Raw genomic sequence first — 21172 nt, 5'->3', positions numbered from 1 at the left:
CAGCGGGAGGAGGGGACCGAGCGCGCGGAGCGAGGCTCGTTCGGGCGGCCTCGCTCGACGCGCACTCGGTCGGTCCTGGTGCTTCGGGTCCACCAGGCAGGACGATCGTAGCGCCTCGATACCTGCGAGTATGCAAAGAGTCGGCGTCCTGCGCGTCGCAGACGACAGCCGTCGTGCGGACGTTATGGTGACGGCATGTCCACGACGGGGAGCGCCCCCACCAAGCGCCCGCCGCGCGCGGAGGTGCGCGAGCGCCTGATCGAGGCCGCGAGCCGGCTCTTCGCCCGGCACGGCGTCCACACGACCACCCTCGACGACGTCGCCAGGGCAGCCGGGTTCAGCAAGGGCGCGGTCTACTCGAACTTCGACTCCAAGGCCGACCTCGTGGTGACCCTGCTGCGGCGCGAGACGGACGGGGCGCTCCGGGCGCTGCACGAGATGCGCGTGCCCGGCACCGACCTGCCCGACCTGCCCGCGACGATCCGTGCGGCGTTCGCCCCCTACGGGCCGGGCACGGCCGACGACTTCAGCCTGATGTCCGAGATCCGCTCGCAGGCGCTCGCCGACCCCCGCGTGATGGAGGTCTTCGTCGAGCAGCGGCGGGCCGTGCTCGACACGCTGCGCGGCCTCGTTGAGCAGGTGTTCCAGGGACGCACCCCGGACGCGACCGGGCTCTCCTCCGACCAGCTGGCGCGCCTCCTCATCACCATCTCGGTCGGCTCGGCCTTCGACGCGCCGGCCACCGGCGACGTCGCGCCCGGCGACCTGATGGGCGACGTCGTCGCGGCGCTGCTGCGTCCCGTGACGGGCGGGTCCCCCGCGGCCTGACCCGCGCCTCCTGCGGCTGACGGTCCGCACGCACCACGTTCCGTCGAGGGCGGGTCACAGCGGTCGAGGGCGAGTAGGTGCGGGTACCGACGCGAGAGCGACGAACCTCCGTGGAAGATCACGGAGGTTCGTCGCTCTTGCGTCGGGTCAGGGTCGACGGCGGCCCCGCCGAGCTACGCCCAGAGGAAGGGCACCACGAACAGCAGCAGCGTCACGACCGGTCCGATGATCACCATCGAGAGCCCCCAGAGCATGAGGTGGCGGTAGAGGCGCGGCCGCTCCTCCTCGACTCCCGAGGCGACGATCGTCGCGCCCGTCGTGCCGAACGGGGCGCAGTCGACCAGCGAGGCCGAGATCGCCAGCGCGTAGATGAAGCCGGTCATCTCGAGGCCTCCGCCGGGGATCAGCAGGGGCACGGCGAGCGGGATGAGCGCTCCGAGGATGCCGATCGTCGACGCGAAGGCCGACACGAGCCCGGCGATCACGCAGATGACCAGGGCGGCGAGCAGCGGGGAGTCGACCGAGCGGGCGGCCTCGCCGAGCTGGTCGATGGCGCCGAGACGCGTCAGGACGCCCACGTAGGTGATGATCCCGCCGAGCAGCAGGATCGTGCCCCAGTCGATGCGGCCGAGCGCCTGGCGACCCACGTCGGGGTTCACGAAGGCGAGCAGCACGGCGATGGTCAGCGCGACGGCGCCGAGGTTCAGGTCGACGTCGAGCAGCGTGATCGTGAAGAAGCCGACGATCAGCACCGGGATCGAGACGAGCACGAGCAGCTGGTAGCCGCTGAGCTTGTCCGAGGGGGCGGCGTCGAGCGAGACCGCACCCGTCGAGGAGGCGGCGGTCGCGGTGGCCGTCGAGGTCGCCGACGAGGAGGCGGCCGAGCCGGCAGCACCGGCGTCCGCGCGCTCGGCGCTGGTGGCGGGTGCGCCCACGGCGCCCTCGCTCGTGGCGACGGTCGTCGCGAGGCCGGAGCCTCCGATGCCGGGGCCGCCGGCGCGGCGACGAGACGAGCCCGAGCCCGAGCCCGAGCCCGAGCGACCCGAGCCGCCCGCGGCAGCGGCAGCAGCACCCGCGGCGCGCGTCCTGGCGATCAGCTCGCGTCCGCCGAACAGGAAGAACGCGACCAGCACGACGAGCGTGTTGATGCCGATCGACAGCCCGAACATCAGCGCCGGGTCGTACGGGATCCCCGCGGTGCGCGCCACGGTCATGACCGTGATGCCGTTGATGCTCGTCGGGGCGAGCGCGCCGCCGACGATGGCCGAGCTCATGACGATGCCCATCATGGTCGAGTGGATCTTGTGCTTGTGCGCGAGGCTCATCGCGATCGGGACGATCGTGAAGGCGGCGTGCGAGGTGCCGAGGCAGGCGACGAGCGTGCCGATGACGAACATCGCCCACGGGATGAGCGCGACGCGGTCGCCGATCAGGCGCACCGAGCGGTCGACCAGCCAGTCGATGGTGCCCGTGACCCTGGCGATGCCGAACAGGTAGGTGATGCCCAGCAGGATCAGCAGGGCGTCGACGGGGAACCCGCCGAGCACGTCGTCGAGGCTCTCGCCGACGACGAGCACGCCCACCACGAGGGCGGCGACGAGCGCGAGCGCGCCCATGTGGACGTTGCGCACGGCCGAGATCGTGAAGACGGCGACCAGGACGATCAGGGCGATGATCTCGACGCTCACGAGGTCACCTCGATCGGGGCGGGGGCGGGCGGTGTCGGGCTGAGGGGCATCGTCGTCGATCTCCTGTGCGAGGTGGGTGGGTGCTGAGGAACGGAAGGAGGAGCGGGTCAGGCCCCGAGGGCCAGGCCCGTCCGGTACGCGGCCAGCGCGGCGGCGGGCACGTCGGCGAGGTCGTCGAGGCGCACGAGCTCGCCCGGGGCGACGTCGGCCACGAGCCGGGCGCCGCTGAGCAGGTAGTACGGCGCGACGCCGTGGTCGTCGGGATCGACGATCACGGGTGCGACGCCGGCGATCTCGTGGTGGTGCCCCTCGACGCGGAACGTCGTGCCCGCGGCGAGCGCCGAGCTCGACCGTGCGGCCAGCACCGTGTGCTGCCGGGGCTCGGCGACGGACGACCCGCCGTCGACGGCTGCCGCGATCGTCAGCGGGGTCTCGACGCCCATGAAGTGGTACGGCCAGTAGATGCAGGCGTACCGGCCGTCGCGGCTGACGACGTGGCCCTTGCCGCGCAGGGTCTCCCACGTGACGGGGTCGCCGGTGCGGACGACGACGAAGACGCCGCCGGCGAAGCTGGCCTCGCCCGGCAGGCGGAGCATCGAGAACACGTCGACGCTGCCGGTGCGGCCGATCAGGCCGCCGTCCTCGCGGGTGGCGTAGAGGTCGGCGAGCTCGTGCGGCCGGGCCACGGGGTAGTGCATGCCCTCGACGTCGGCGTGTGCTCCGGTGTAGAGCGAGACCACGGTCATCTCGCAGTGGTCTGCCGCGGCGGACCGCTTGAGCGAGGCCACCTGGCCGGCCCGCGCCTCCACCGTGTCGAGGGGTCGGTCGCCGAGCTCGAGCAGGTCGGCGAGCCCGGGGGCGTCGATCGTGGTGCCTGCCTGGTCGACGACGCCGGTGGCCGGGTCGAAGGCGAGGTCGTACTCGCTCGACTTGCCGAGGGCGACGATGTCGAAGCCGCAGTCGAGCACCCACGCGACGAGGCGCAGCAGGTTCGCGGGCTGGTCGCCGTCGCCCGGCAGGTAGCGGAGGCCGGCGGCGCGGGCCTTGGCGCTGAGGGCGACGCCGGCGACGGACTCGATCTCCTTGCTGACCATGACGACGTGCACGCCGTGGTCGAGGGCGGTGTCGGCGTAGCCGTGGCCGGCCTCGATGCGCCCGGTGGCCTCGACGAGCACGTCGGCGGCGCTCCAGTCGACCGCGGCGCCGTCGGCGATCACGGCGACCTGGCCGGCGGCGAGCGCGGCGGCCGTCTCGGCGACTGTGGAGGGGGTCGCGACGCGGTCGGCGGGGACGCCGAGCTCGTCGAGCATCCGGGTCGTCCCGGCGACGTCGGGGTCGACGAGCTGGGTGGCGACCATGTCGTCGAGCCGGCGCAGCTGGTCGAGCAGGGTGCGGCCGTAGCCGCCGTTCGCTCCGGTGAGGAGGACACGGACCGGGGTCTCGCGGGCCTGGGTCGCGCGGCGCGACGTCGAGTGGAGGATCACCGTTGTTCCCGTTCGTTCGAGGTGGCCGGTAGTCCGAGGGAGATCGGAGCGGGAGGCCGGGGCTTCGTGGGCAACCGTAGCCTGACTTCACAGATTGTCAAAGATCGCACCAAATAGTCACATATGCTGAGATGGCCCCGTCGCGTCCGACGACGGACGAACGTCTCCACCGGAAGGTCCCCATGCTCACAGGTGCCGTCGCCGACGACTTCACAGGAGCCACCGATCTCGCCGCCGCCCTGCACTCGCGCGGGCTGCGGGCCGCCGTCGTGATCGGCGACCGACCCGTCCCCGACGAGCAGGTGGCCGGGCTCGACGCCGTCGTCGTCGCCCTGAAGTCGCGCACGGCACCCGTCGAGGAGGCGGTGGCCGCGTCCCTGGGGGCCGCCGACCGCCTCCTCGGCTGGGGTGCCGACCGCTTCTACGTGAAGTACTGCTCGACCTTCGACTCGACCGACGAGGGCAACATCGGGCCCGTGCTCGACGCGCTCCGCGAGCGCCTCGACACCGACCGCAGCGTCGTCGTGCCCGCGTTCCCCGCCAACGGTCGCACCGTGCGCGACGGTTCGCTGTGGGTCGGCGACGACCTGCTCGAGCACTCGTCGATGCGGCACCACCCGCTCACCCCCATGACGCGGTCGAGGCTGCGCGACCTGCTCGCGCCGCAGACACCGGCGACGGTCACCGAGGTCGGGCTCGACGTGGTGCGCCGCGGGGCCGACGCGCTGCGGGACGCGCTCGACGCTGCACCCGCTGGCTACCTGGTCGTCGACGCCGTCGAGGACGACGACCTGCGGACGATCGCTCAGGCGACTGCCACGCACCGGCTCGTGAGCGGCGGCGCGGGGCTCGCGCTCGGGCTCGAGCCGGTCGAGGCCTCCGCTTCCTCCCCCTCCGCAGACGCAGACGCAGACGCAGCGTTCCCCTCCTTCTCCCGTCGTCGCCTCGTCGTGTGCGGCTCGGCCTCGACGACGACGCAGGCGCAGGTCGCCGCAGCGGTCGCCGCCGGGCACCCGACCCGCAAGGTCGACATCGCGCAGGCGCTCGCCGATCCGGAGGCCGAGACCGCCTCGCTGGCCGAGTGGGTCCGGGGCCTCGACGACGCCTCGGTGCCGGTCGTCTACTCGGTCGGCCAGCCGTCGGACGTCGTGCCCGCAGCGGAGGCCGTGCCCGCAGGAGGCGCGGGCGCCGCCGTCAGCGCCGCGGACGCCGTCGAGACGGTCCTGTCGAGCCTCGTGCTCGACCTCGTCGCGGACGGGACCGTCGACCAGGTCGTCGTCGCGGGCGGGGAGACCAGCGGCGCCGTCGTGGGCAGCCTGGGGATCGGCCTGCTCACGATCGGGCCCCTGCTCGCCCCCGGCGTCTGCTGGAGCGCGGCCCGCACCGACGACGGCCGTGAGGTCGCGCTCGTCCTCAAGAGCGGCAACTTCGGCTCGACGGACCTCTTCTCGACCGCCTGGGAGGCACTGGCATGAGCGGCACGAGCGTGAGCGCCGGCACCGCGAGCCCGGAGCCCGGCAGTCTCGAGACCGTTGCGGACCACGCGACTGCGGCCCGCCTCCTCGTCGCCGCAGGCAGTGCCCTCGTCGCGGCCGGGCTGAGCCCCGGCAGCTCGGGCAACGTCAGCGTCCGCGACGGCGACCGCCTGCTGATGACCGGCACCGGCACGCAGCTCGGCGACCTCGTCCTCGACGACCTGTCGGTGCTCGACCTCGCGGGCGTGCACCTCGCCGGCCCCGCACCGTCGAAGGAGGTGGCGCTGCACCTGGCGATGTACGCCAAGGACCCTGCCCACACCGCCGTCGTCCACGTGCACTCGCCGTCGGCCGTCGCGCTGTCCTGCCTCGAGCCATGGTCGGACCACAGCGCCGTCCCGCCCCTGACGCCGTACTCGCTGATGCGGGTCGGCCAGGTGCCGCTGCTGCCGTTCGTCGCCCCCGGCGACCCGGCGATGGGTGCGCTGGTCAGAGACAGCCCGCTGCCGTTCCGCGCCGCGCTGCTCTCCAACCACGGAGCCGTCGTCAGCGGCGAGGACCTCGACCGGGCCGTGCAGAGCACGATCGAGCTCGAGGAGGCGTGCCGCATCGCCCTGCTCACCCAGGGAGCCGCCCGCCGGCTGATCGCCGCCGACCAGGTACGGGCGATCACGGCCGCGTGGGGGATGCCCTGGACCGGTCCCGCTGACGAGGCGGGCGCCTCCTCGGCTGCGGTCTCGTCCGCTTCCTCGCCCGCGGTCCGGCACGCCGCCGGCGAGGGCCCCGCCAACTAGGCTGGCGCGCGTGTCGACCCCCCTCATCCCCGAGCAGCGCCGCGAGTCGATCGTGACGCACCTGCAGCGCGAGCGGGTGCTGAGCTACCGGCAGCTGACCGAGCTGCTCGGCGTGAGCCAGATGACCGTGCGACGCGACGTCGCCGCCCTCGAGGACGCCGGCCGCGTCAGCGCCACCGCCGGCGGCGCCAAGCTCGCCTCCCGCCTGATCGAGGAGCCGAGCCGAGCCGTCAAGCAGGAGGCGGACGTCGCCGAGAAGGAGGCGATCGCCCGCGAGGCGGCCGCCCTCGTGCACGACCACATGACCGTCTACCTCGACGCGGGCACCACGGTGCAGGCGATGCGCCGGCACCTCGACGACGTCTCGGACCTCACCGTCGTGACGAACGACCTCGCGACCGTGCAGGCCTTCCTCGACCACCCGACCGCCGACCTGATCTGCATCGGCGGACGTGTCGACCGGGCCAACCAGTCGACGATGGGACGCCTCACCGGCGTCGCTCTCGCCGAGCTGTCGCTCGACCTCGCGTTCGTCTCGTCGAGCTCGTGGGACCTCGCCCACGGTGTCACCACCCCCGTCGAGGCGAAGATCCAGGCGAAGCGGGCGGCCCTCGCGGTCGCCGAGCGGACCGTGCTCGTCGCCGCCAGCTCGAAGTACGGGCGCTTCGGCCGGTACCGGGCGCTGCGGCTCGACGAGCTCGACGGCGTCATCACGGACGACGCGCTCGGCGACGAGGCCGCCGCCGCGCTGCGCGACGCCGGCGTCGACCTCCGGCTCGCCCCCGCCGCCCGCGTCCGCTGACGGCCCGCGCGCACGAACTTCCGTCGAGGGCGGGTCATCGCGGTCGAGGGCGGGTCACCGCGGACCCGCCCTCGACCGCGGCGACCCGCCCTCGAAGATCGCCCGAGGAGAGGACGCCCGACGCAGGTAGTCTCGACGCGTGACCAGCCACCCGATCGCCCACAGCACGCGCCGCCAGCGCGCGGCGCAGCAGGCGTTCCCGAACCGGCTCGTGCTGACCAAGCGCACGTGCGGCACGAACGGCTGGATGAGCCTCTGGGGCAGCAACGCCCACGGCGAGATCGCGGGATGCCCACCGCCGACGGCGTGACCGCGCCCGGGATCGTCGACGACCCGGACGCCTCCCTGCGCCCGCCGTTCCGCGACCCCCTCTGAGAGCAACCGTGTCCCCTGACGCCCCCGACGCCTCCTCGTCCTCGCCTTCTTCCACGCCCGTGCCCGCCCGCACGCCCGCGCCGCCCGCGCACGCTCCCGGCCCTCTCGGCCGCGGCGCCCGCCTCGCCCGCTTCGTCAGCCGCGACACGACCGGCGGCCTGCTGCTGCTCGGCGCGACCGTGCTCGCGCTCGTGCTCGCGAACACCCCGGCCGCCGACTGGTACGGCGCCGTCCGCGACACGACGTTCGGGCCCGCGGCCCTGCACCTCGACCTCAGCGTCGGAGCCTGGGCCGCCGACGGACTGCTCGCGATCTTCTTCTTCGTGGTCGGGCTCGAGCTCAAGCAGGAGTTCGTGGCGGGCTCGCTCCGCGACCCGCGAGCCGCCGCGCTCCCCATCGCGGCTGCGGTCGGCGGAGTCGCCTTGCCCGCCGTCATCTACACGCTCGTCAACCTCGACGCCGGCGGCGACGCACTGCAGGGCTGGGCGATCCCCGCCGCGACGGACATCGCCTTCGCCGTGGCGGTCATCGCGGTCGTGGGCAAGCGGCTGCCGCCGGCGCTCCGCACGTTCCTGCTGACGCTCGCCGTCGTCGACGACCTGCTCGCCATCACGATCATCGCGGTCTTCTACACCTCCGGCATCCTGTTCCTGCCGCTGCTCGCGGCGGTCGTGCCCCTGGCGGCGTTCGCCCTCCTCGTGCGCCGAGGGGTCCGGTCGTGGTGGCTGCTGATCCCGCTCGGCGTCGTCGCCTGGGCGCTGGTGCACGCCTCGGGGATCCACGCGACCATCGCGGGGGTCGTGCTCGGCCTGCTCGTCCCGGCGATCGCGACGCGGAAGGCCGGTGTCGACCACGTCGGCGCCGACGGCCACGTCGAGCGGCATCCGCTCACGCACCACTTCGCCGAGCGCTGGAGCCCCGTCTCGTCCGGCGTCGCCGTCCCCCTCTTCGCCTTCTTCTCCGCGGGTGTCACCGTCGGCGGTCTCACCGGCCTCCGCGACGCGCTGACCGACAGCGTCGCGCTGGGCATCGTCCTGGCCCTCGTGTTCGGCAAGTCGATCGGCATCACCCTGTCGTCGTTGCTCGTGACGCGCCTCCCCGGCATCCGGCTCGACCCGAGCCTGCGCTGGCCCGACGTCGTCGGCCTCTCGTTCGTCGCGGGCATCGGCTTCACGGTGTCGCTGCTCGTCGGCGAGCTCGCGTTCGGCAGCGGCAGCGAGCGCGACGACGTCGTCAAGGTCGGCGTGCTCGTCGGCTCGCTGGTGTCGGCCCTGATCGGCGCCGCGATCCTCACGGTGCGGGTCCGCCAGCGGTCGCGCGACACCTGACCTCCTGACCTCCTCATTCAGGAAGTCCTGTCCTGATCCTCGCCACGGGGGGAGCCAAGCTCCTGAACCGTGCACCATTCAGGATGGGCGCGGGGAAAGTTCCTGAGAGCTGCACGACGCACACGACGCCCCGGTGACCAGCACCCCTCAGGAGGCGCGGGCCGCGACGATGAACGACTACCGTCGGTCACGTGGACGACGACGACACGACCCCCGCCTCCTCGTGGACCCGTCGGCGGTCGTCCGTCACCCTGCTCGCCCTCGTCGTCGGGATCTCGCCGTTCGCGACGGACATGTACGTCCCGGCCCTGCCGGCCATAGCGCGTGACCTCGACACCACGACGGCCGTCGCGCAGCTCAGCCTGACGGCGTTCCTGGTCAGCTTCGCGCTCGGCCAGTTCGTGATCGGCCCGCTGAGCGACGGGATCGGCCGTCGCCGAGTGCTGCTGATCGGCACCGCGATCTTCACCCTCGCCTCCCTCGGCTGCGCCCTCGCGCCCGACGCGACGACCCTGATCGTCGCGCGGGTGCTGCAGGGCCTCGGCGGCGCGGCGGGCAGCATCGCGGGGCGGGCGATGGTCGGCGACTCCACGACGGGCACGCGACGCAGCCGCCTCTTCGCCTCCCTGGCGGTCGTGAACTCGCTCGGACCGGTCGTCGCGCCCCTGGTCGGCGGCGTCGTGCTGACGTTCGCCGCCTGGCGCTCGCTCTTCGTCGTGCTCGCCGTGTTCGGCCTGCTGCTGACGGTGCTCTCGGCCGTGAGGTTCCCCGAGACGCTGCCCGCCGCCTCCCGGTCGGGGGCTTCTCTCGGCGCGGCAGGTCGCCGGATGGCCGAGCTGCTGCGGATCCCGCGCTTCCGCTGGTACCTCGTCACGGGCTGTGCCGCGACGATCGGCTTCTTCTCGTACATCTCGACGTCGTCGTTCGTGTTCCAGGAGCAGTACGGGTTCACCGAGCTCGGCTACACGCTGGTCTTCGCCTCGAACGCGTCGTGCATGATCCTGTCGACGCTGCTGTTCCGTCGACTGGTGGGTCGCTTCGCCGAGGACTCCCTCTACACGGCGGGCCTCGTCACCTGCACGGTCGGGTCGGCGCTCGTGCTGACCGGGGCGGCGACCGGCCTCGGCCCGGCACTGATCTGGCCCGCGCTCGCGCTGGTCACGGCGGGCTGGGGCTTCGTGATCCCCGGGTCGATCACGCTGACGCAGGCGCTCGGGCACCGCTGGCCCGGCTCGGCGGCGGCGCTGCAGGGCGGGCTCCAGTTCGGGCTCGGCGGCCTGGCGACGCCGCTCGCGGGCGCCCTCGGCGGGACTGCCCTCGTGATGGGCGGGCTGATGGTGGTGTTCGTCGGCGCCGGCCTCGCCGTTCAGCTCGCGGTGCGGTCGCGCCCGTAGTCGCGGCCTGGCGCAGGACCAGGCTGAGGAGGCGCGGGCAGGTCGAGCGAAGGAGGCGCGTTCCCGGATCAGATGACCGCGAAGGCCTTGCGCTCCGCTGCGACAGCCTCGCGCTCCACCTCGAAGAAGTCGGCGTAGGCCGGCTCGGGCAGCCGGGCCGAGCGCATCGGGGGCAGCTCCGTGACGGGAGGTCGGCGCTTCGGGTAGGCGCCGATCGATGCAGGTCGGACCCGCGGATCCGTCTCGTACGTGCTCATCTCTGTTCCCTTCCCTCCGCGTCGAGGACACCCCGTCCGGCGTGACCGAGGTTAGGACCCCGAGCCGATCTCAGGCAGGGGCTTGCGCCTCGAACGAGGGGTGCGGTACAAGGTGTCGAAGCTCGGGCTGGGTATACGGCGGAGCCCGACCGACGGTCCTCCTTCGGAGTACACCGGACCGCGTGACCTCACCGCTCCTCCTCGCCGGCCTCGCCGGTCTGCTGTCCGGCCTGTCGCTCGTCGTCGGCTCGCTCGTCGCCTGGTTCGTGAAGGTGCCGCGTGAGCTCGTCGCCCTCGTGATGGCATTCGGCGCGGGCGTGCTCATCTCGGCGCTCGCGTTCGACCTCGTCGACGAGGCGACCAGCAGCGGCGGCTTCGTGCCGACGATCTCCGGCTTCGTCGTGGGAGCCGTCGTCTACGTCGCGCTCGACCAGCTGCTCGAGCACGGCGGGTTCCGCCGCAAGCGACACCGACGACACCCCGACGGCGCGAGCCCGAACAGCAGCACCAGCACCAGCACCAGCCGAGGAGGCGGCAGCGGCGGCGGGAAGGCCGCAGCGGCCAGCGGCGGCACCGGCCTCGGGATCGCGCTCGGCGCCCTGCTCGACGGCGTGCCCGAGACCGCCGTCCAGGGCGTCAGCCTGACGGGCGGCGGCACGCTCAGCGTGGCGATCCTCGTCGCGGTCGTCATCTCGAACTTCCCCGAGGGCATGTCGAGCACGGCCGACCTCAAGGAGTCCGGGCGCGGCGCCCGGTACGTGTTCGGGCTCTGGTCCGGGATCGCCGTCATCTGCGCCCTGTCCGCGATCGGCGGCTACGTGCTGCTCGGCGGCGTGCCGGAGGGCGCCCAGTCGTTCGTCATGGCGTTCGCGGCCGGTGCGATCCTGGCGATGATCTGCGACACGATGATCCCGGAGGCGTTCCGCAAGGCGCAGACGCTGACCGGGCTCGTGACCGTGCTGGGGTTCGTCGCGAGCTACGCGGTGCACCAGGTCGGCTGAGCGCGGAGCGGGCGTCGTGCTCGCCGGCCGCGAGCACCCCGGCCCCCGCGGAGGTCTACGCGGCCAGCGTCAGGGGACCGTCGGGTGCGCCGGGCGCGGCCGACGCCTCCTCGGCGACCTGCTCGGCCTGCTCGACGACACCGTCGGTCGGCTCCGGTGCGGGCTCCGGCCCCGAGCCGGGCAGAGCGACAGCGAGGCGGGCGGCGACGGCGAGCGCCCAGCCACGGTGCATCGCGCGGAACGAGAAGGCGCGGCGGAGGGTCGTGCCGTCGGTGTCCCACGAGGGGAACGACACGAAGTCGACGCCGACGTGCTCGGCGGCGACCCGGCGCAGGGCGTCGTCGACGCGGCGCAGCTGCGACCCGATCAGGTGCGACGCCGCAGGCGACAGCCCCTGGAACTGCGTCATCGGGGGCAGCCCGGCGAGCAGCACGGGCACGTCGCGCCCCGCCGCGGAGCGGACGCGTGCGACGAGGCGAGCGACGGACGCGACGATGTCCGCGCTCGGGGTGATCCGCAGCACGTCGGGGATCCCGAGGGCGACGACGACCGCGTCCGCCCCCGCGGCGGAGGTGCCGAGACGGGAGTGGTGGGCCGCCCGGCGCACGGTCAGCAGCGGGTCGGCGACGACCTGCCAGCTGCAGCCGCGGCCGGTGCGGCTCGACCAGATGCCGGCGAGCTGGGCCGGGAACGCCATGCCGTGCAGCAGCACCCCGTACCCCGAGGCGGCGAGGTCGCCGACGACGAGGAGGCGGGCGGCACTCGGGCCGGGGAGGGTCGCCGTGGCCTCGTCGCGGGGGAACGGCGCGCTGCGGATCTTGAGGCCGAGCACCCCGAGGTGGAGGGCGAGGTAGGGGCGTGCGAGCGTGAGCAGGGTCGCTGCTGTGCGGGCTCGGAGGGTGTGCATGGGCCGTCCTGGCGGTGCGGTGCCGGGTTCCGTCCCGGTCGGGTGGCGCGGTGGCGCTCGATGACGGTACATGCGGCTGCATCGACGGCGCCAGCGTCGGCGGGCGGAGTTGCGCGTTGCGGACAGACCGAGCGGTCTGCCTCGAGCGGCAGCGCGGCAGTGCGGCCGCACCCCGCGATCCCGCGTGCACCCTCGTGCGCGCCGAGGGGTGCGCGCGGGTCCGGCGGGTGCGGACGCCAGCGCGGCAGGCTGCGGACTGCGCGCGGCGGGCTGCGGGCTAGGCGTCCTCGGGGGAGGCGACCGACGCCTCCTGCGCGAGCGCGTCCCCGGAGCGGACCGCCGCCTCCTGCGTGGCCGCCCACGACGCGAGCAGCCGCAGCCGCTCGGCGGACGGCGACCCTGGCTCGGCCGTGTACACGAGCAGCGAGCAGCCGGGCTCGGCGACGACGGCGAGCTCTTCGTAGGCGAGGGTCAGCTCGCCGACGACCGGGTGCACGAAGCGCTTCGTGCCGGCCCCGTGCGACCGCACGTCGTGCGCGCCCCACAGCCGGCGGAACACCTCGCTGCGCGTCGAGAGCTCGCCGACCAGGTCGTGCAGCCCGGCGTCGTGCGGGTCGCGGCCCGCGGCGGCGCGCATGATGCCGACGCACATCTCGGCGAACAGATCCCAGTCGGGGTAGAAGTCGCGCGACGCCGGGTCGAGGAACTGGAAGCGGGCGAGGTTCGGCGTGCGCCCGCCGTCGCCGATCACGGGCGAGTAGAAGGCGCGGGCCAGGGAGTTGGTGGCGAGCAGGTCCTGGTGCTGGTCGCGGACGAACGCGACGCCGTCGACGACCGCGTCGAGGGCCCACTGCAGGCTCGGGCGCGACGTGCTGCGGGTCGTGCGGCGCGAGCGAGGACGCCCGGAGGCGGGGATCCCGTCGGCGGCACGCGCGAGGTCGAAGAGGTGCGCGCGCTCCGTGTCGTCGAGCTGCAGCGCCGTCGCCAGCGCCTCGAGCACGCCCGTCGACGCGCCCGCGACCTGGCCGCGCTCGAGACGCGCGTAGTACTCGACGCTGACGCCGGCGATCATCGCGACCTCGCTGCGACGGAGCCCGGCGACGCGACGACCGCCTCCTGCCGGGAGCCCCACCTGCTCGGGCGTCACCCGCGCCCGCCGCGACATGAGGAACTCGCGGACGTCGTCCCGGTTGTCGATGCGCTCGCTCATGACGACGAGGCTACGACGCAGGAGGCGCGGCGAGGGACGCCCTGTCGGGGCACGTCTCGCGGTGCGGTGCGGTGCGGCCCGCGCCCCGGCCCGGCGCCGCGGCTCGGCCCGGCGGCTCGGCCCGGGCCCGACACCCCGGAGTGGACGAGACACCCCGCAACGACGGGGTGCTTCGTCCACTTCGAGGTGCACGAGGAGGCGCGGGCCGAGCAGGCGGGCCCGCCGCAGGCTGCCGGGGGCGTCGAGCAGGTCAGCTGCCGGTGGCGGACTCGTCGGCGGGAGCCGACGGGGCGTCCGTGGGCGGGGTGGGGGCGTCGGTCGGGGGCGTCGGGCGCTCGGCGTCGCCGGAGCCCTCGTCGCCGGGGGCCGGCGCGTCGGTCGGCGGGGTCGGCGGGGTCGGCGCACCGGCCGGAGGCGCGGGCGGCGTCGGGCGCTCAGCGCCGTCGGCCTCGGGGTCGGGGGCGTCCCCGGGCGCGGGCGCGGCGCCCGGCGCGCAGCCGGGCCCGCCCGCGAGCAGGCCGGCCGGCGCGTCGCCGTCGGCCTCGTCGCCGCCGGCCCCCGGTGCGGCGGGCGTCGGCGACCCCGTGGCGTCCGAGCCGGGGGCTGCGGGGCCGGACCCGTCGCCTGAGTCCGTGCCGCCTCCTGCGTCCGAGCTCGCGCTGGGGCTGGGCGACGCGCTCGACGTCGCGGCCGTCAGCGTGCTCGCGCCGCCGCCCGACGACGCCACGGCAGCCGTGCCTCCGACGAGGGCGAGGCCGACCGCGGCGACGCCGAGTCCGATCCCGAGGCGCTTGGTCACCCGGCGGCGCGGGGCGGCGGGTACGCCCTGTTCCGACGCGACGCGCGGCGAGACGGGCAGCTCCCGGGTGGCGTCGTCGGCCGTCGAGTCGTGCGCGGTCGAGTCCTGCGCCGTCGAGTCCTGGCGGGGTGCGCCGAACGCGTCCCGCTGGTCGCGGTGACGGTCGCCGTCACCGGCGCCGCTGCCGTCGCGGCCCAGGTCGCCGTCGCGGTCGAAGGGGTTCTGCTGGTCGTTCATGTCGTCTCCTGACGAGTGGGTGGTGGTGTCGCGGACCGGTCGTCCGCCGCTGTGACCAACCTCGGGAGCAGACCTGAAGCCGCGCTTAAGTCGCCGACGCGTCCAGCGGTTCCATAGGCGACCGGCGGCGGCGGCGCATCTCGGCCCCGTACCGTCCAGCCGGTGATCTCCCCCGCCCGCGTCCTCGTGATCGACGACGACCCTGCCCTGCTCTCGTCCGTCGTCGCCGCCCTCGGCGCCGAGGGCTTCGCCGTGAAGGGCCTGCCCGACGGCTCCGAGCTGCCCGACGCGCTGCGTGCGTTCGTCCCCGACCTCGTCGTCCTCGACTGGATGCTGCCGGGGGCGAGCGGCATCCGCCTGGCGGCGACCGTCCGCACGAGCAGCGACGCGGCCGTGGTCATGCTGACCGCGCGCGACGAGCTGGACGACCGCCTCCGTGGCTTCGCCGAGGGCGTCGACGACTACGTGGTCAAGCCGTTCTCGGTGGCCGAGCTGCTCGCCAGGATCAGCGCCGTGCTGCGTCGGCGCGGGCGGATCCCCGCGGTGATCGAGGTGGCCGACCTGGTCGTCGACCCGGAGGCGGCGGTCACGACCCGCTCCGGGGTCGCGCTCGACCTCACCGCGACCGAGCAGCGCCTGCTGACGTTCCTCGCCGAGAGCAGGGGCCGCACCGTGTCGAAGACGCAGATCCTGACGCAGGTGTGGGGCTACGACGACTACGACCCGAACCTGGTGGAGGTGCACCTCAGCTCGCTCCGCAAGAAGATGGAACGGGAGGGGCCGAGGCTCATCCACACCGTGCGCGGCCTCGGCTACCGGATGAGCGCGTGAACGCCGCTGCTGCTGCATCGTGTTCCGAGCATCGCGTCGCGCCGTGACAGGACGCGACGCTCGGAACACGATGCGACACGACCCAGCGCGACAGGACGGGCCTCGCCTCCGCACCGGGTCGCTCCGCGCGCGCACCGTCGTCGCCGTGCTCGTGCTGCTCGCCCTGCTGCTCGCGGGGCTGGCCGTCGCGGTCGAGGCGACGCTGGGCCAGCGGCTCCGTGCCCAGGTCGAGGACCGCCTCCGCGACCGCGCCTCCGCCGCCGCCGCGCTCGTCGGCACCGTCGACGGCGACGACCTCGCCGACCGCCTCTCGGCGCAGGGCCTCTCGGTCGTGATCCGCGACGCCGACGGCGGCGCCATCGTCGCCGGTCCCTCCCCCGACGAGCTGCGCGAGGGCCCGCCCGCACTCGGGGACGGCCTGCCGGCGGGACCGGGCAGGGGAGCAGGAGGCGCGGGCTCGGACACGCCGGCCGGCGACGCGACCGCAGGTCCCGCGGCCCCGGGGCAGGAGCCGACGGGCACCTCCTCGGATCCGGCCGCCGCCGCGGAGACCGTCACCGTCACCGCGTCGACCGTCACGGCCGACGACGAGGTGACGACGCTGGTCAGCGAGCTGAGCGACGGGTCGACGATCACGCTGACGGCCGACTCGAGCTCGGTCGGGCAGACGCTGACGCAGCTCCGCTGGGTGATGCTCGGGGCGTCGGGAGTGTTCCTGGTCGTGGCCGCCGCGGGGCTCGTGCTCGTGGTGCGGGCGACCCTGCGGCCGCTCGACCGGATGACCGCCGTCGCACGCTCGATCGCCCACGGCGACCGGGGCCGGCGACTCCGCCCGGCGAACGGGTCGACCGAGATCGGCCGCGTCGCCGGCGCGTTCGACGAGATGCTCGACGGGGTCGAGGGCGCCGAGCGGGCCGCGCTCGAGGCGGAACGGACGGCGTTGCAGGCGGAGCGCACGGCCCTCGAGGCGGAGCAGCGGGTGCGGGCGTTCGTGTCCGACGCGGCGCACGAGCTGCGCACGCCCGTCGCCGGGATGCGCGCCGCCGCCGACACGCTCGTCCGCTCGTCGGCCGACGTCGGGCCCGACGAGCGCGAGCGGCTGGCCGTGCACGTCGTCCGGGAGGCTGCCAGGGCGTCACGGCTGATCGACGACATGCTGCTGATGGCGCGGGTCGACCGCGGGCTCGAGCTCGACGTCGCGCCCGTCGACGTGGAGGCGCTGGTCGCCTCCGTCGTGGAGGGCCAGCGACTACGGCGGCCGGGGCTGGAGCTGCGGGTCGAGGTGCGCGGTGCGGGTGCTGGTGCGGGTGCTGGTGCCGGTGGTGGTGGTGCTCGTGCTGGCGCAGGTTCGGGCGAGGGCCCGCTCGTCGTGCCCGGCGACGCCGGTCGGCTGGCGCAGGTGCTCGGCAACCTCGTCGACAACGCGGCCAGGGCGACGCACGGGACGGGCACGGTCGTGCTGACGGTCGACGGCTCCGCGCCGGAGGGGGTCGCAGTGCTCGTGGCGGACGACGGCCCCGGGGTGCCGGAGGCCGACCGCGAGCGCGTCTTCGACCGACTGGTCCGGCTCGACGAGGCCCGGCAGACGGGCGACGGAGGCGCCGGCCTCGGCCTGCCCATCGCCCGCGGCATCGCGCAGGCGCACGGCGGCGACCTGGTCTGCGAGGCGCTGCCCGTCGGCGCCGGCGGCGTCGGCGCTGCGGGCGCGGTCTTCAGGCTGACGCTCCCCCGCTGACGTCGCGCCACGCCGCGCCGCGGCTCGCCGCTAGGCGACGCAACAGCGACAAGACGACGCGGAACACCACGTCGTCTTGTCGCTCCCGCGTCGCCTAGCCGCCGAGACCCAGGCCGGAGGGGGGTCGGAGCGCGCGCCGCCCGGGTTCCGGCCGAGCCCAGCCGACGGGCACGCGAGCCGCGCGCCCCTCGCCGAGGGCGGGTCGCCCGGGCCGAGGGCGGGTCGTCCGCGACCCGCCCTCGAGCCAGAAGACCCGCCCTCGGCGCAGATCGAGCCGCATCAGGCCAGGCCGCAGCAGGCCGCAGGAGGCCGAGCAGAGGAGAGCCGAGCCGGACGAGCAGGCGGCCGGCCTCGGCGACGCGCGCCGCGCCTCCTACAGCTCGCGGGCGAAGCAGACCGACTCGGCGCTGCCGACGTACGCCCCGAACAGCGGCACCTCGCCGTACCCCTCGCGGGCGTAGAAGCGGATCGCGTCGGGCTGCATCGTGCCCGTCTCGAGGACGATGCGCAGCGCGCCCAGGCCGCGCGCCTCCTCCTCGAGGGCCCGGAGCACCGAGACGGCCACTCCCGAGCCGCGGGCCGAGGGATCGACGAACATGCGCTTGATCTCGACCGACCCCGGCCCGGCGACGTCGTCGGGCAGCGGTCGCAGCCCTCCGCACGCGACTGCTTCCCCGGAGGCGGTGCGCGCGAGGACGAAGACGGGCACGTCCGCGCTGCTGGGCGGCGTCCCCGGTTCGTGGTCGTCGCTGCCGTAGCGCTCGTCGAGCTCGCGGCGCTGGGCCTTGCGCAGCACGTCGGCCTCGGGGTGGTCGTAGGGGACGACCTCGATCTGCCAGGTCATGTGCGGCTCCTCTCGGGATGCCCTCTCGTCCGAGTATCCGTAGCAATCGTTACGGTAACAGATGCTACGGTCCTGGGGTGCCCCGCCCCCGCGACGACGACGCCCGACGCCTCCAGCTCTCGGAGGCCGTCTTCACGACCCTGGCCGAGCTCGGGCCGAGCGGCCTCACGCTGCGCGCCGTCGCCGAGCGGGCGGGCTGCACGACGGGTCTCGTGCTGCACACGTTCCGTGACAAGCAGGCGCTGCTGCTGCACGCGCGCGACGTGCTGCACGAGCGGTCGAGGCTCCGTGCCGAGCGACTCGAGGCCGAGGCGGAGGCCGAGGCAGCGACCGACGCCGAGTTCGACCGCGCGGCGGCCGTGCGTGCTGTGCGTGCCGTGGCGAGCGCCTCCCTGCCGACCGACCCCGACGGCCTCGCCGAGGCCCGTGTCTGGGTGGGCTTCGTCGCCGCGGCCCTGAGCGACCCCGTGCTCGCGGGACGCCACTCCGCGGCCAACCGGTCGTTCGTCGCCCGTCTCTCGCGCCTCCTCGAGGCGACACGAGGCCCGGCCGACACCGACGTCGACCGCGACGCAGGCACCGGCGACCCCGACGGAGCCGTGGACGCGACCGCACGGGCGTCGGCCCTGGTCGCCGCGATCGAGGGCATCGCGACCCTCACCGCCGGAGACCCCGCCGCCTGGCCGGCCGAGCGACAGCACGCGGCCCTCGCCGTCACGCTGACGGCCGTGCTCGCCCCCGCCTGACGCCCTCACCAGAAGCTGCCGCGCACCGCCACGTCGGAGGCGCGGGCCTCGGCCGACACGAAGATCGTCCGGGGGTCGAGCAGGTCGCCCGGGATGCCGTCGCCGTGCTCGTCCTCGATCTGTCGCGCCAGCTCGGCCGGCGTCGTGCCGTCGGGCGGCAGCACGGTGAACATGGTCCAGCACCCGCCCGACCCGCAGCTCGTCTCGCTCGCCGTGACCGAGCTGCCTGCGGGCAGGTCCATCGAGGAGGCGTCGGGCACGTCGCCCTCGGTGGCGAAGGCGAGCTGCAGCACCAGCCGGACGAGGAAGAGCCCCACCACCAGCACGACCACGCCCGCGACGATCGTGCCGACCACGATCCCCGTGATCGCCCGTCGTCCGAGCGGCGGGCTGCGCGTGACGGCGCTCAGGCGAAGGCCCGCAGCTGCTCGACGACGAGGTCCGGCCGGGTCACGAAGGGGTGGTGCCCGGTCGGCAGCTCGACCGAGCGGGTCGCCCTGGCGGCGTGCTCGCGCTGGAGCCCGACCGAGGTGCTGCGGTCGTCCGCGCAGACGAGGTAGGTCGAGTCGACGCCCTGCCAGCCGGCCCGGGTGGTGGGCGTCGTGAACGAGGCGGCGTCCTGCGGCACGACCCGGCTGAAGGCCTCGCGCTGATGCTCTGGCGTGCCGTCCTGCAGGAAACGGGCGCCGAACCACGCGGCGTCGAGGTCGCCGACCAGCCCGAGACGGCCCGCACCGGCGTCGCCGAGGGGCACCGGGTCCGTCTCGCCGCTCATCACGGCGCCCTGCGACAGCCCGACGTCGGGCAGGTACGACGAGACCAGAAGGAGGTGCGCCACGGCCGGGTGCGCCCCGGCCTCGGCCACGACGGTGCCGCCGTACGAGTGCGCGACGACGATCACCTCGCCGGGCCCGCTCGCGTCGTCGAGCGCACGGCGCAGGGCGGCCGCGTCGGCGACGAGTCCGGTCGCGGGGACGTCGGCGCCGTCAGTGCCGTCGAGACCATCGACAGCGTCGAGACCGACCCGCACGTCGTCACGGCCGTCGGCCGGGCGCTCGCCGCACGAGGGCAGGGCCAGGGAGCGGCTCCGGACGCCGGTCTCCGCCTCCATCAGGTCGGCCGTCGGCCGCCACCACCACTGGCCGTCGCGTACCAGGGCGCCGTGCACGAAGAGGATGTCCAAGGGGGTCCTTCCGGGGAGGCGGAGCAGCTGCGACCGCGTCGTCCGGGGACGATGACGACCTGGCTCGAACCTACGGGAGACCGCCGACGTCGCGGTAGGGCCCCGGTCACACGCGAGACGGCGACGACGGTGCGGCGAAGCGGAAGTGGAGCGAGTGACGGGAATCGAACCCGCGCTACCAGCTTGGGAAGCTGGAGTTCTACCATTGAACTACACTCGCGAACCCGCTCGGAGGCAGGTACCTCCCACCATACCGCCCCGCGCCTCCTCGGGTCGTCACGAAGCCCGGAACGCAGCACACCAGCGTGCCCAGGGCACGATCTCCTGTGGATGCGGACGCTGTGCGCGGCACCGCCGTACGGTCGCCCCATGATCACGAAGAAGACCACGCTCCCCCTCGCCGCCTTCCTCCTGCTGGCTCTGACGGGCTGCACCGGAGGCGCCCAGGTCACCGACCCGGCAGGCGACGCGCCCGGCAGCGAGAAGACCGCGACCAGCCCCGCCCAGGCCAACCAGGTCGACTGCACCCGTGTGCTCGACAGCGCGCTGAACGCGCTCGGCGACGAGGTCGACGACGACGTGCTGCTCGCCTACGCCCGCGAGGACGACGGCACCTGGTACGTCGCCGCCCCCGTCGGCGAGAACAACGTGCTGAGCGACACGGTCGGCCTCTGGACCACCACCGGCGACGTCGAGTCGGACGAGTTCGACGGCACCTTCGAGTCGGTCAACGAGGACGCCCAGTCGTCGTCGACCTGGCCCGTCTCGTCCGAGCCGGCCTCGGCCGAGCAGTCGGACGCAGGTCAGCAGGCGCTCAGCTGCATCGCGGACGCGGGCGAGACGGCGCGCTAGCGAGCGGTCCCGTGATCAGGCCCCGTCCCCGTAATTTGAGAGTGATCTGCCCGTCGGCCAGCCGTGTGCCCCGTGATCCGGCCCGCCGCGGACCGGATCTGTCTCGCCTCGGGGCTGCACGGCCGGGCTGCCCGGAGCGGTGCGGCGTATCGTCGCCCGCATGAGCGATCACGACGACACCACACCGGACACCGCCCCCGACGGCTCGACGAACGTCACCGACGAGCAGGCCGAGCACACCGAGCAGCTGGCCGACGGCTCGAAGGACGGCCTCGTCGACGACGACAAGGACTCGGACGCCGACAAGGCCTGAGCCCCTCCCCCGAAGGCTCCTCGAGAGGCCCCGGATCGACCTGCCCGCACCTGCGGAGGTCGGATCGGGGCCTCTCGTCGTGCCGGCGG

The 21172-nt window shown here is 74.3% G+C and carries 22 protein-coding genes and 1 tRNA gene; 13 read left to right on the top strand and 10 right to left on the bottom strand.

Going from position 1 to position 21172, the window contains the following annotated elements:
• The first annotated feature begins 195 nt into the window (after positions 1-195).
• A complete protein-coding gene (locus JOE35_RS01610) occupies positions 196-828 on the top strand; it encodes a TetR/AcrR family transcriptional regulator (protein WP_209559522.1) in 633 nt (210 codons plus the stop codon).
• Between the two features lie 173 nt (positions 829-1001).
• On the opposite strand, the gene JOE35_RS01605 is transcribed toward JOE35_RS01610, so the two are convergent.
• Both JOE35_RS01605 and JOE35_RS01600 read right to left on the bottom strand, forming a co-directional pair.
• Entirely contained in the window at positions 1002-2516 is a 1515-nt protein-coding gene (locus JOE35_RS01605) for an SLC13 family permease (RefSeq protein WP_307802893.1), read from the bottom strand.
• 107 nt (positions 2517-2623) lie between these two features.
• Positions 2624-4000, bottom strand: a complete 1377-nt coding sequence (locus JOE35_RS01600) for a homoserine dehydrogenase (protein WP_307802892.1) — start codon at positions 3998-4000, stop codon at positions 2624-2626.
• A 182-nt stretch (positions 4001-4182) separates the two neighbouring features.
• Between JOE35_RS01600 and otnK the strand changes: the two genes are divergently transcribed.
• The 6 genes from otnK (at position 4183) to JOE35_RS01570 (ending at position 10168) form a co-directional block, all read left to right on the top strand.
• Positions 4183-5475 (top strand): 3-oxo-tetronate kinase, encoded by a 1293-nt coding sequence (gene otnK / locus JOE35_RS01595; protein ID WP_209559521.1) that lies wholly within the window; start codon positions 4183-4185, stop codon positions 5473-5475.
• Entirely contained in the window at positions 5472-6269 is a 798-nt protein-coding gene (locus tag JOE35_RS01590) for a class II aldolase/adducin family protein (RefSeq protein WP_209559520.1), read from the top strand. Before otnK ends, JOE35_RS01590 begins: the two co-directional genes overlap by 4 nt.
• 10 nt (positions 6270-6279) lie before the next feature.
• Positions 6280-7071 carry a DeoR/GlpR family DNA-binding transcription regulator gene (locus tag JOE35_RS01585; RefSeq protein ID WP_307802891.1) on the top strand — a complete coding sequence of 264 codons (792 nt, stop codon included), beginning with the start codon at positions 6280-6282 and terminating at the stop codon, positions 7069-7071.
• 139 nt (positions 7072-7210) lie between these two features.
• Positions 7211-7381 carry a hypothetical protein gene (locus JOE35_RS01580; RefSeq protein WP_209559519.1) on the top strand — a complete coding sequence of 57 codons (171 nt, stop codon included), beginning with the start codon at positions 7211-7213 and terminating at the stop codon, positions 7379-7381.
• A 73-nt stretch (positions 7382-7454) separates the two neighbouring features.
• Complete coding sequence (gene nhaA / locus JOE35_RS01575; RefSeq protein ID WP_374099689.1) at positions 7455-8774, top strand: Na+/H+ antiporter NhaA; 1320 nt, start codon at positions 7455-7457, stop codon at positions 8772-8774.
• Positions 8775-8965: 191 nt separating this feature from the next.
• Positions 8966-10168 (top strand): multidrug effflux MFS transporter, encoded by a 1203-nt coding sequence (locus tag JOE35_RS01570; protein ID WP_209559518.1) that lies wholly within the window; start codon positions 8966-8968, stop codon positions 10166-10168.
• A gap of 68 nt (positions 10169-10236) precedes the next feature.
• Here JOE35_RS01570 and JOE35_RS01565 read toward each other — a convergent pair whose 3' ends face one another.
• Complete coding sequence (locus tag JOE35_RS01565) at positions 10237-10425, bottom strand: hypothetical protein (protein ID WP_209559517.1); 189 nt, start codon at positions 10423-10425, stop codon at positions 10237-10239.
• A 182-nt stretch (positions 10426-10607) separates the two neighbouring features.
• On the opposite strand from JOE35_RS01565, the gene JOE35_RS01560 reads away from it, so the two are divergent.
• Positions 10608-11426 carry a ZIP family metal transporter gene (locus JOE35_RS01560; RefSeq protein ID WP_209559516.1) on the top strand — a complete coding sequence of 273 codons (819 nt, stop codon included), beginning with the start codon at positions 10608-10610 and terminating at the stop codon, positions 11424-11426.
• A 55-nt stretch (positions 11427-11481) separates the two neighbouring features.
• On the opposite strand, the gene JOE35_RS01555 is transcribed toward JOE35_RS01560, so the two are convergent.
• The 3 genes from JOE35_RS01555 to JOE35_RS01545 all read right to left on the bottom strand — a co-directional run bounded on the left by JOE35_RS01555 (position 11482) and on the right by JOE35_RS01545 (position 14579).
• Entirely contained in the window at positions 11482-12333 is an 852-nt protein-coding gene (locus JOE35_RS01555; protein ID WP_209559515.1) for a GDSL-type esterase/lipase family protein, read from the bottom strand.
• Between the two features lie 277 nt (positions 12334-12610).
• Positions 12611-13531 (bottom strand): helix-turn-helix transcriptional regulator, encoded by a 921-nt coding sequence (locus tag JOE35_RS01550; RefSeq protein WP_209561804.1) that lies wholly within the window; start codon positions 13529-13531, stop codon positions 12611-12613.
• A 262-nt stretch (positions 13532-13793) separates the two neighbouring features.
• Positions 13794-14579 carry a hypothetical protein gene (locus tag JOE35_RS01545; RefSeq protein ID WP_209559514.1) on the bottom strand — a complete coding sequence of 262 codons (786 nt, stop codon included), beginning with the start codon at positions 14577-14579 and terminating at the stop codon, positions 13794-13796.
• 162 nt (positions 14580-14741) lie between these two features.
• Here JOE35_RS01545 and JOE35_RS15975 point away from each other — a divergent pair, with 162 nt between their 5' ends.
• A complete protein-coding gene (locus JOE35_RS15975; RefSeq protein ID WP_209559513.1) occupies positions 14742-15410 on the top strand; it encodes a response regulator transcription factor in 669 nt (222 codons plus the stop codon).
• 70 nt (positions 15411-15480) lie between these two features.
• Complete coding sequence (locus JOE35_RS01535; protein ID WP_209559512.1) at positions 15481-17145, top strand: HAMP domain-containing sensor histidine kinase; 1665 nt, start codon at positions 15481-15483, stop codon at positions 17143-17145.
• Positions 17146-17518: 373 nt separating this feature from the next.
• On the opposite strand, the gene JOE35_RS01530 is transcribed toward JOE35_RS01535, so the two are convergent.
• Positions 17519-17989 (bottom strand): GNAT family N-acetyltransferase, encoded by a 471-nt coding sequence (locus tag JOE35_RS01530; protein WP_209559511.1) that lies wholly within the window; start codon positions 17987-17989, stop codon positions 17519-17521.
• A 77-nt stretch (positions 17990-18066) separates the two neighbouring features.
• Here JOE35_RS01530 and JOE35_RS01525 point away from each other — a divergent pair, with 77 nt between their 5' ends.
• On the top strand, positions 18067-18735 hold the full coding sequence (locus JOE35_RS01525; RefSeq protein ID WP_209559510.1) for a TetR/AcrR family transcriptional regulator: 669 nt from the start codon (positions 18067-18069) through the stop codon (positions 18733-18735).
• Positions 18736-18740: 5 nt separating this feature from the next.
• Here the strand turns inward: JOE35_RS01525 and JOE35_RS01520 are convergent, their stop codons facing one another.
• The 3 genes from JOE35_RS01520 to JOE35_RS01510 all read right to left on the bottom strand — a co-directional run bounded on the left by JOE35_RS01520 (position 18741) and on the right by JOE35_RS01510 (position 20138).
• On the bottom strand, positions 18741-19091 hold the full coding sequence (locus JOE35_RS01520; RefSeq protein WP_209559509.1) for a hypothetical protein: 351 nt from the start codon (positions 19089-19091) through the stop codon (positions 18741-18743).
• Positions 19092-19141: 50 nt separating this feature from the next.
• On the bottom strand, positions 19142-19918 hold the full coding sequence (locus JOE35_RS01515; RefSeq protein WP_209559508.1) for an alpha/beta hydrolase: 777 nt from the start codon (positions 19916-19918) through the stop codon (positions 19142-19144).
• Positions 19919-20064: 146 nt separating this feature from the next.
• Positions 20065-20138: transfer RNA gene (locus tag JOE35_RS01510), tRNA-Gly, on the bottom strand.
• Positions 20139-20287: 149 nt separating this feature from the next.
• On the opposite strand from JOE35_RS01510, the gene JOE35_RS01505 reads away from it, so the two are divergent.
• Positions 20288-20770 carry a hypothetical protein gene (locus JOE35_RS01505; protein WP_209559507.1) on the top strand — a complete coding sequence of 161 codons (483 nt, stop codon included), beginning with the start codon at positions 20288-20290 and terminating at the stop codon, positions 20768-20770.
• A 160-nt stretch (positions 20771-20930) separates the two neighbouring features.
• Positions 20931-21083 carry a hypothetical protein gene (locus JOE35_RS01500; protein WP_158614689.1) on the top strand — a complete coding sequence of 51 codons (153 nt, stop codon included), beginning with the start codon at positions 20931-20933 and terminating at the stop codon, positions 21081-21083.
• The last annotated feature ends 89 nt before the right edge of the window (positions 21084-21172 follow it).

This window comes from Frigoribacterium sp. PvP032 (assembly GCF_017833035.1).
GTDB lineage: Bacteria > Actinomycetota > Actinomycetes > Actinomycetales > Microbacteriaceae > Frigoribacterium.
This window is presented reverse-complemented; position numbering and strand designations above follow the sequence as displayed.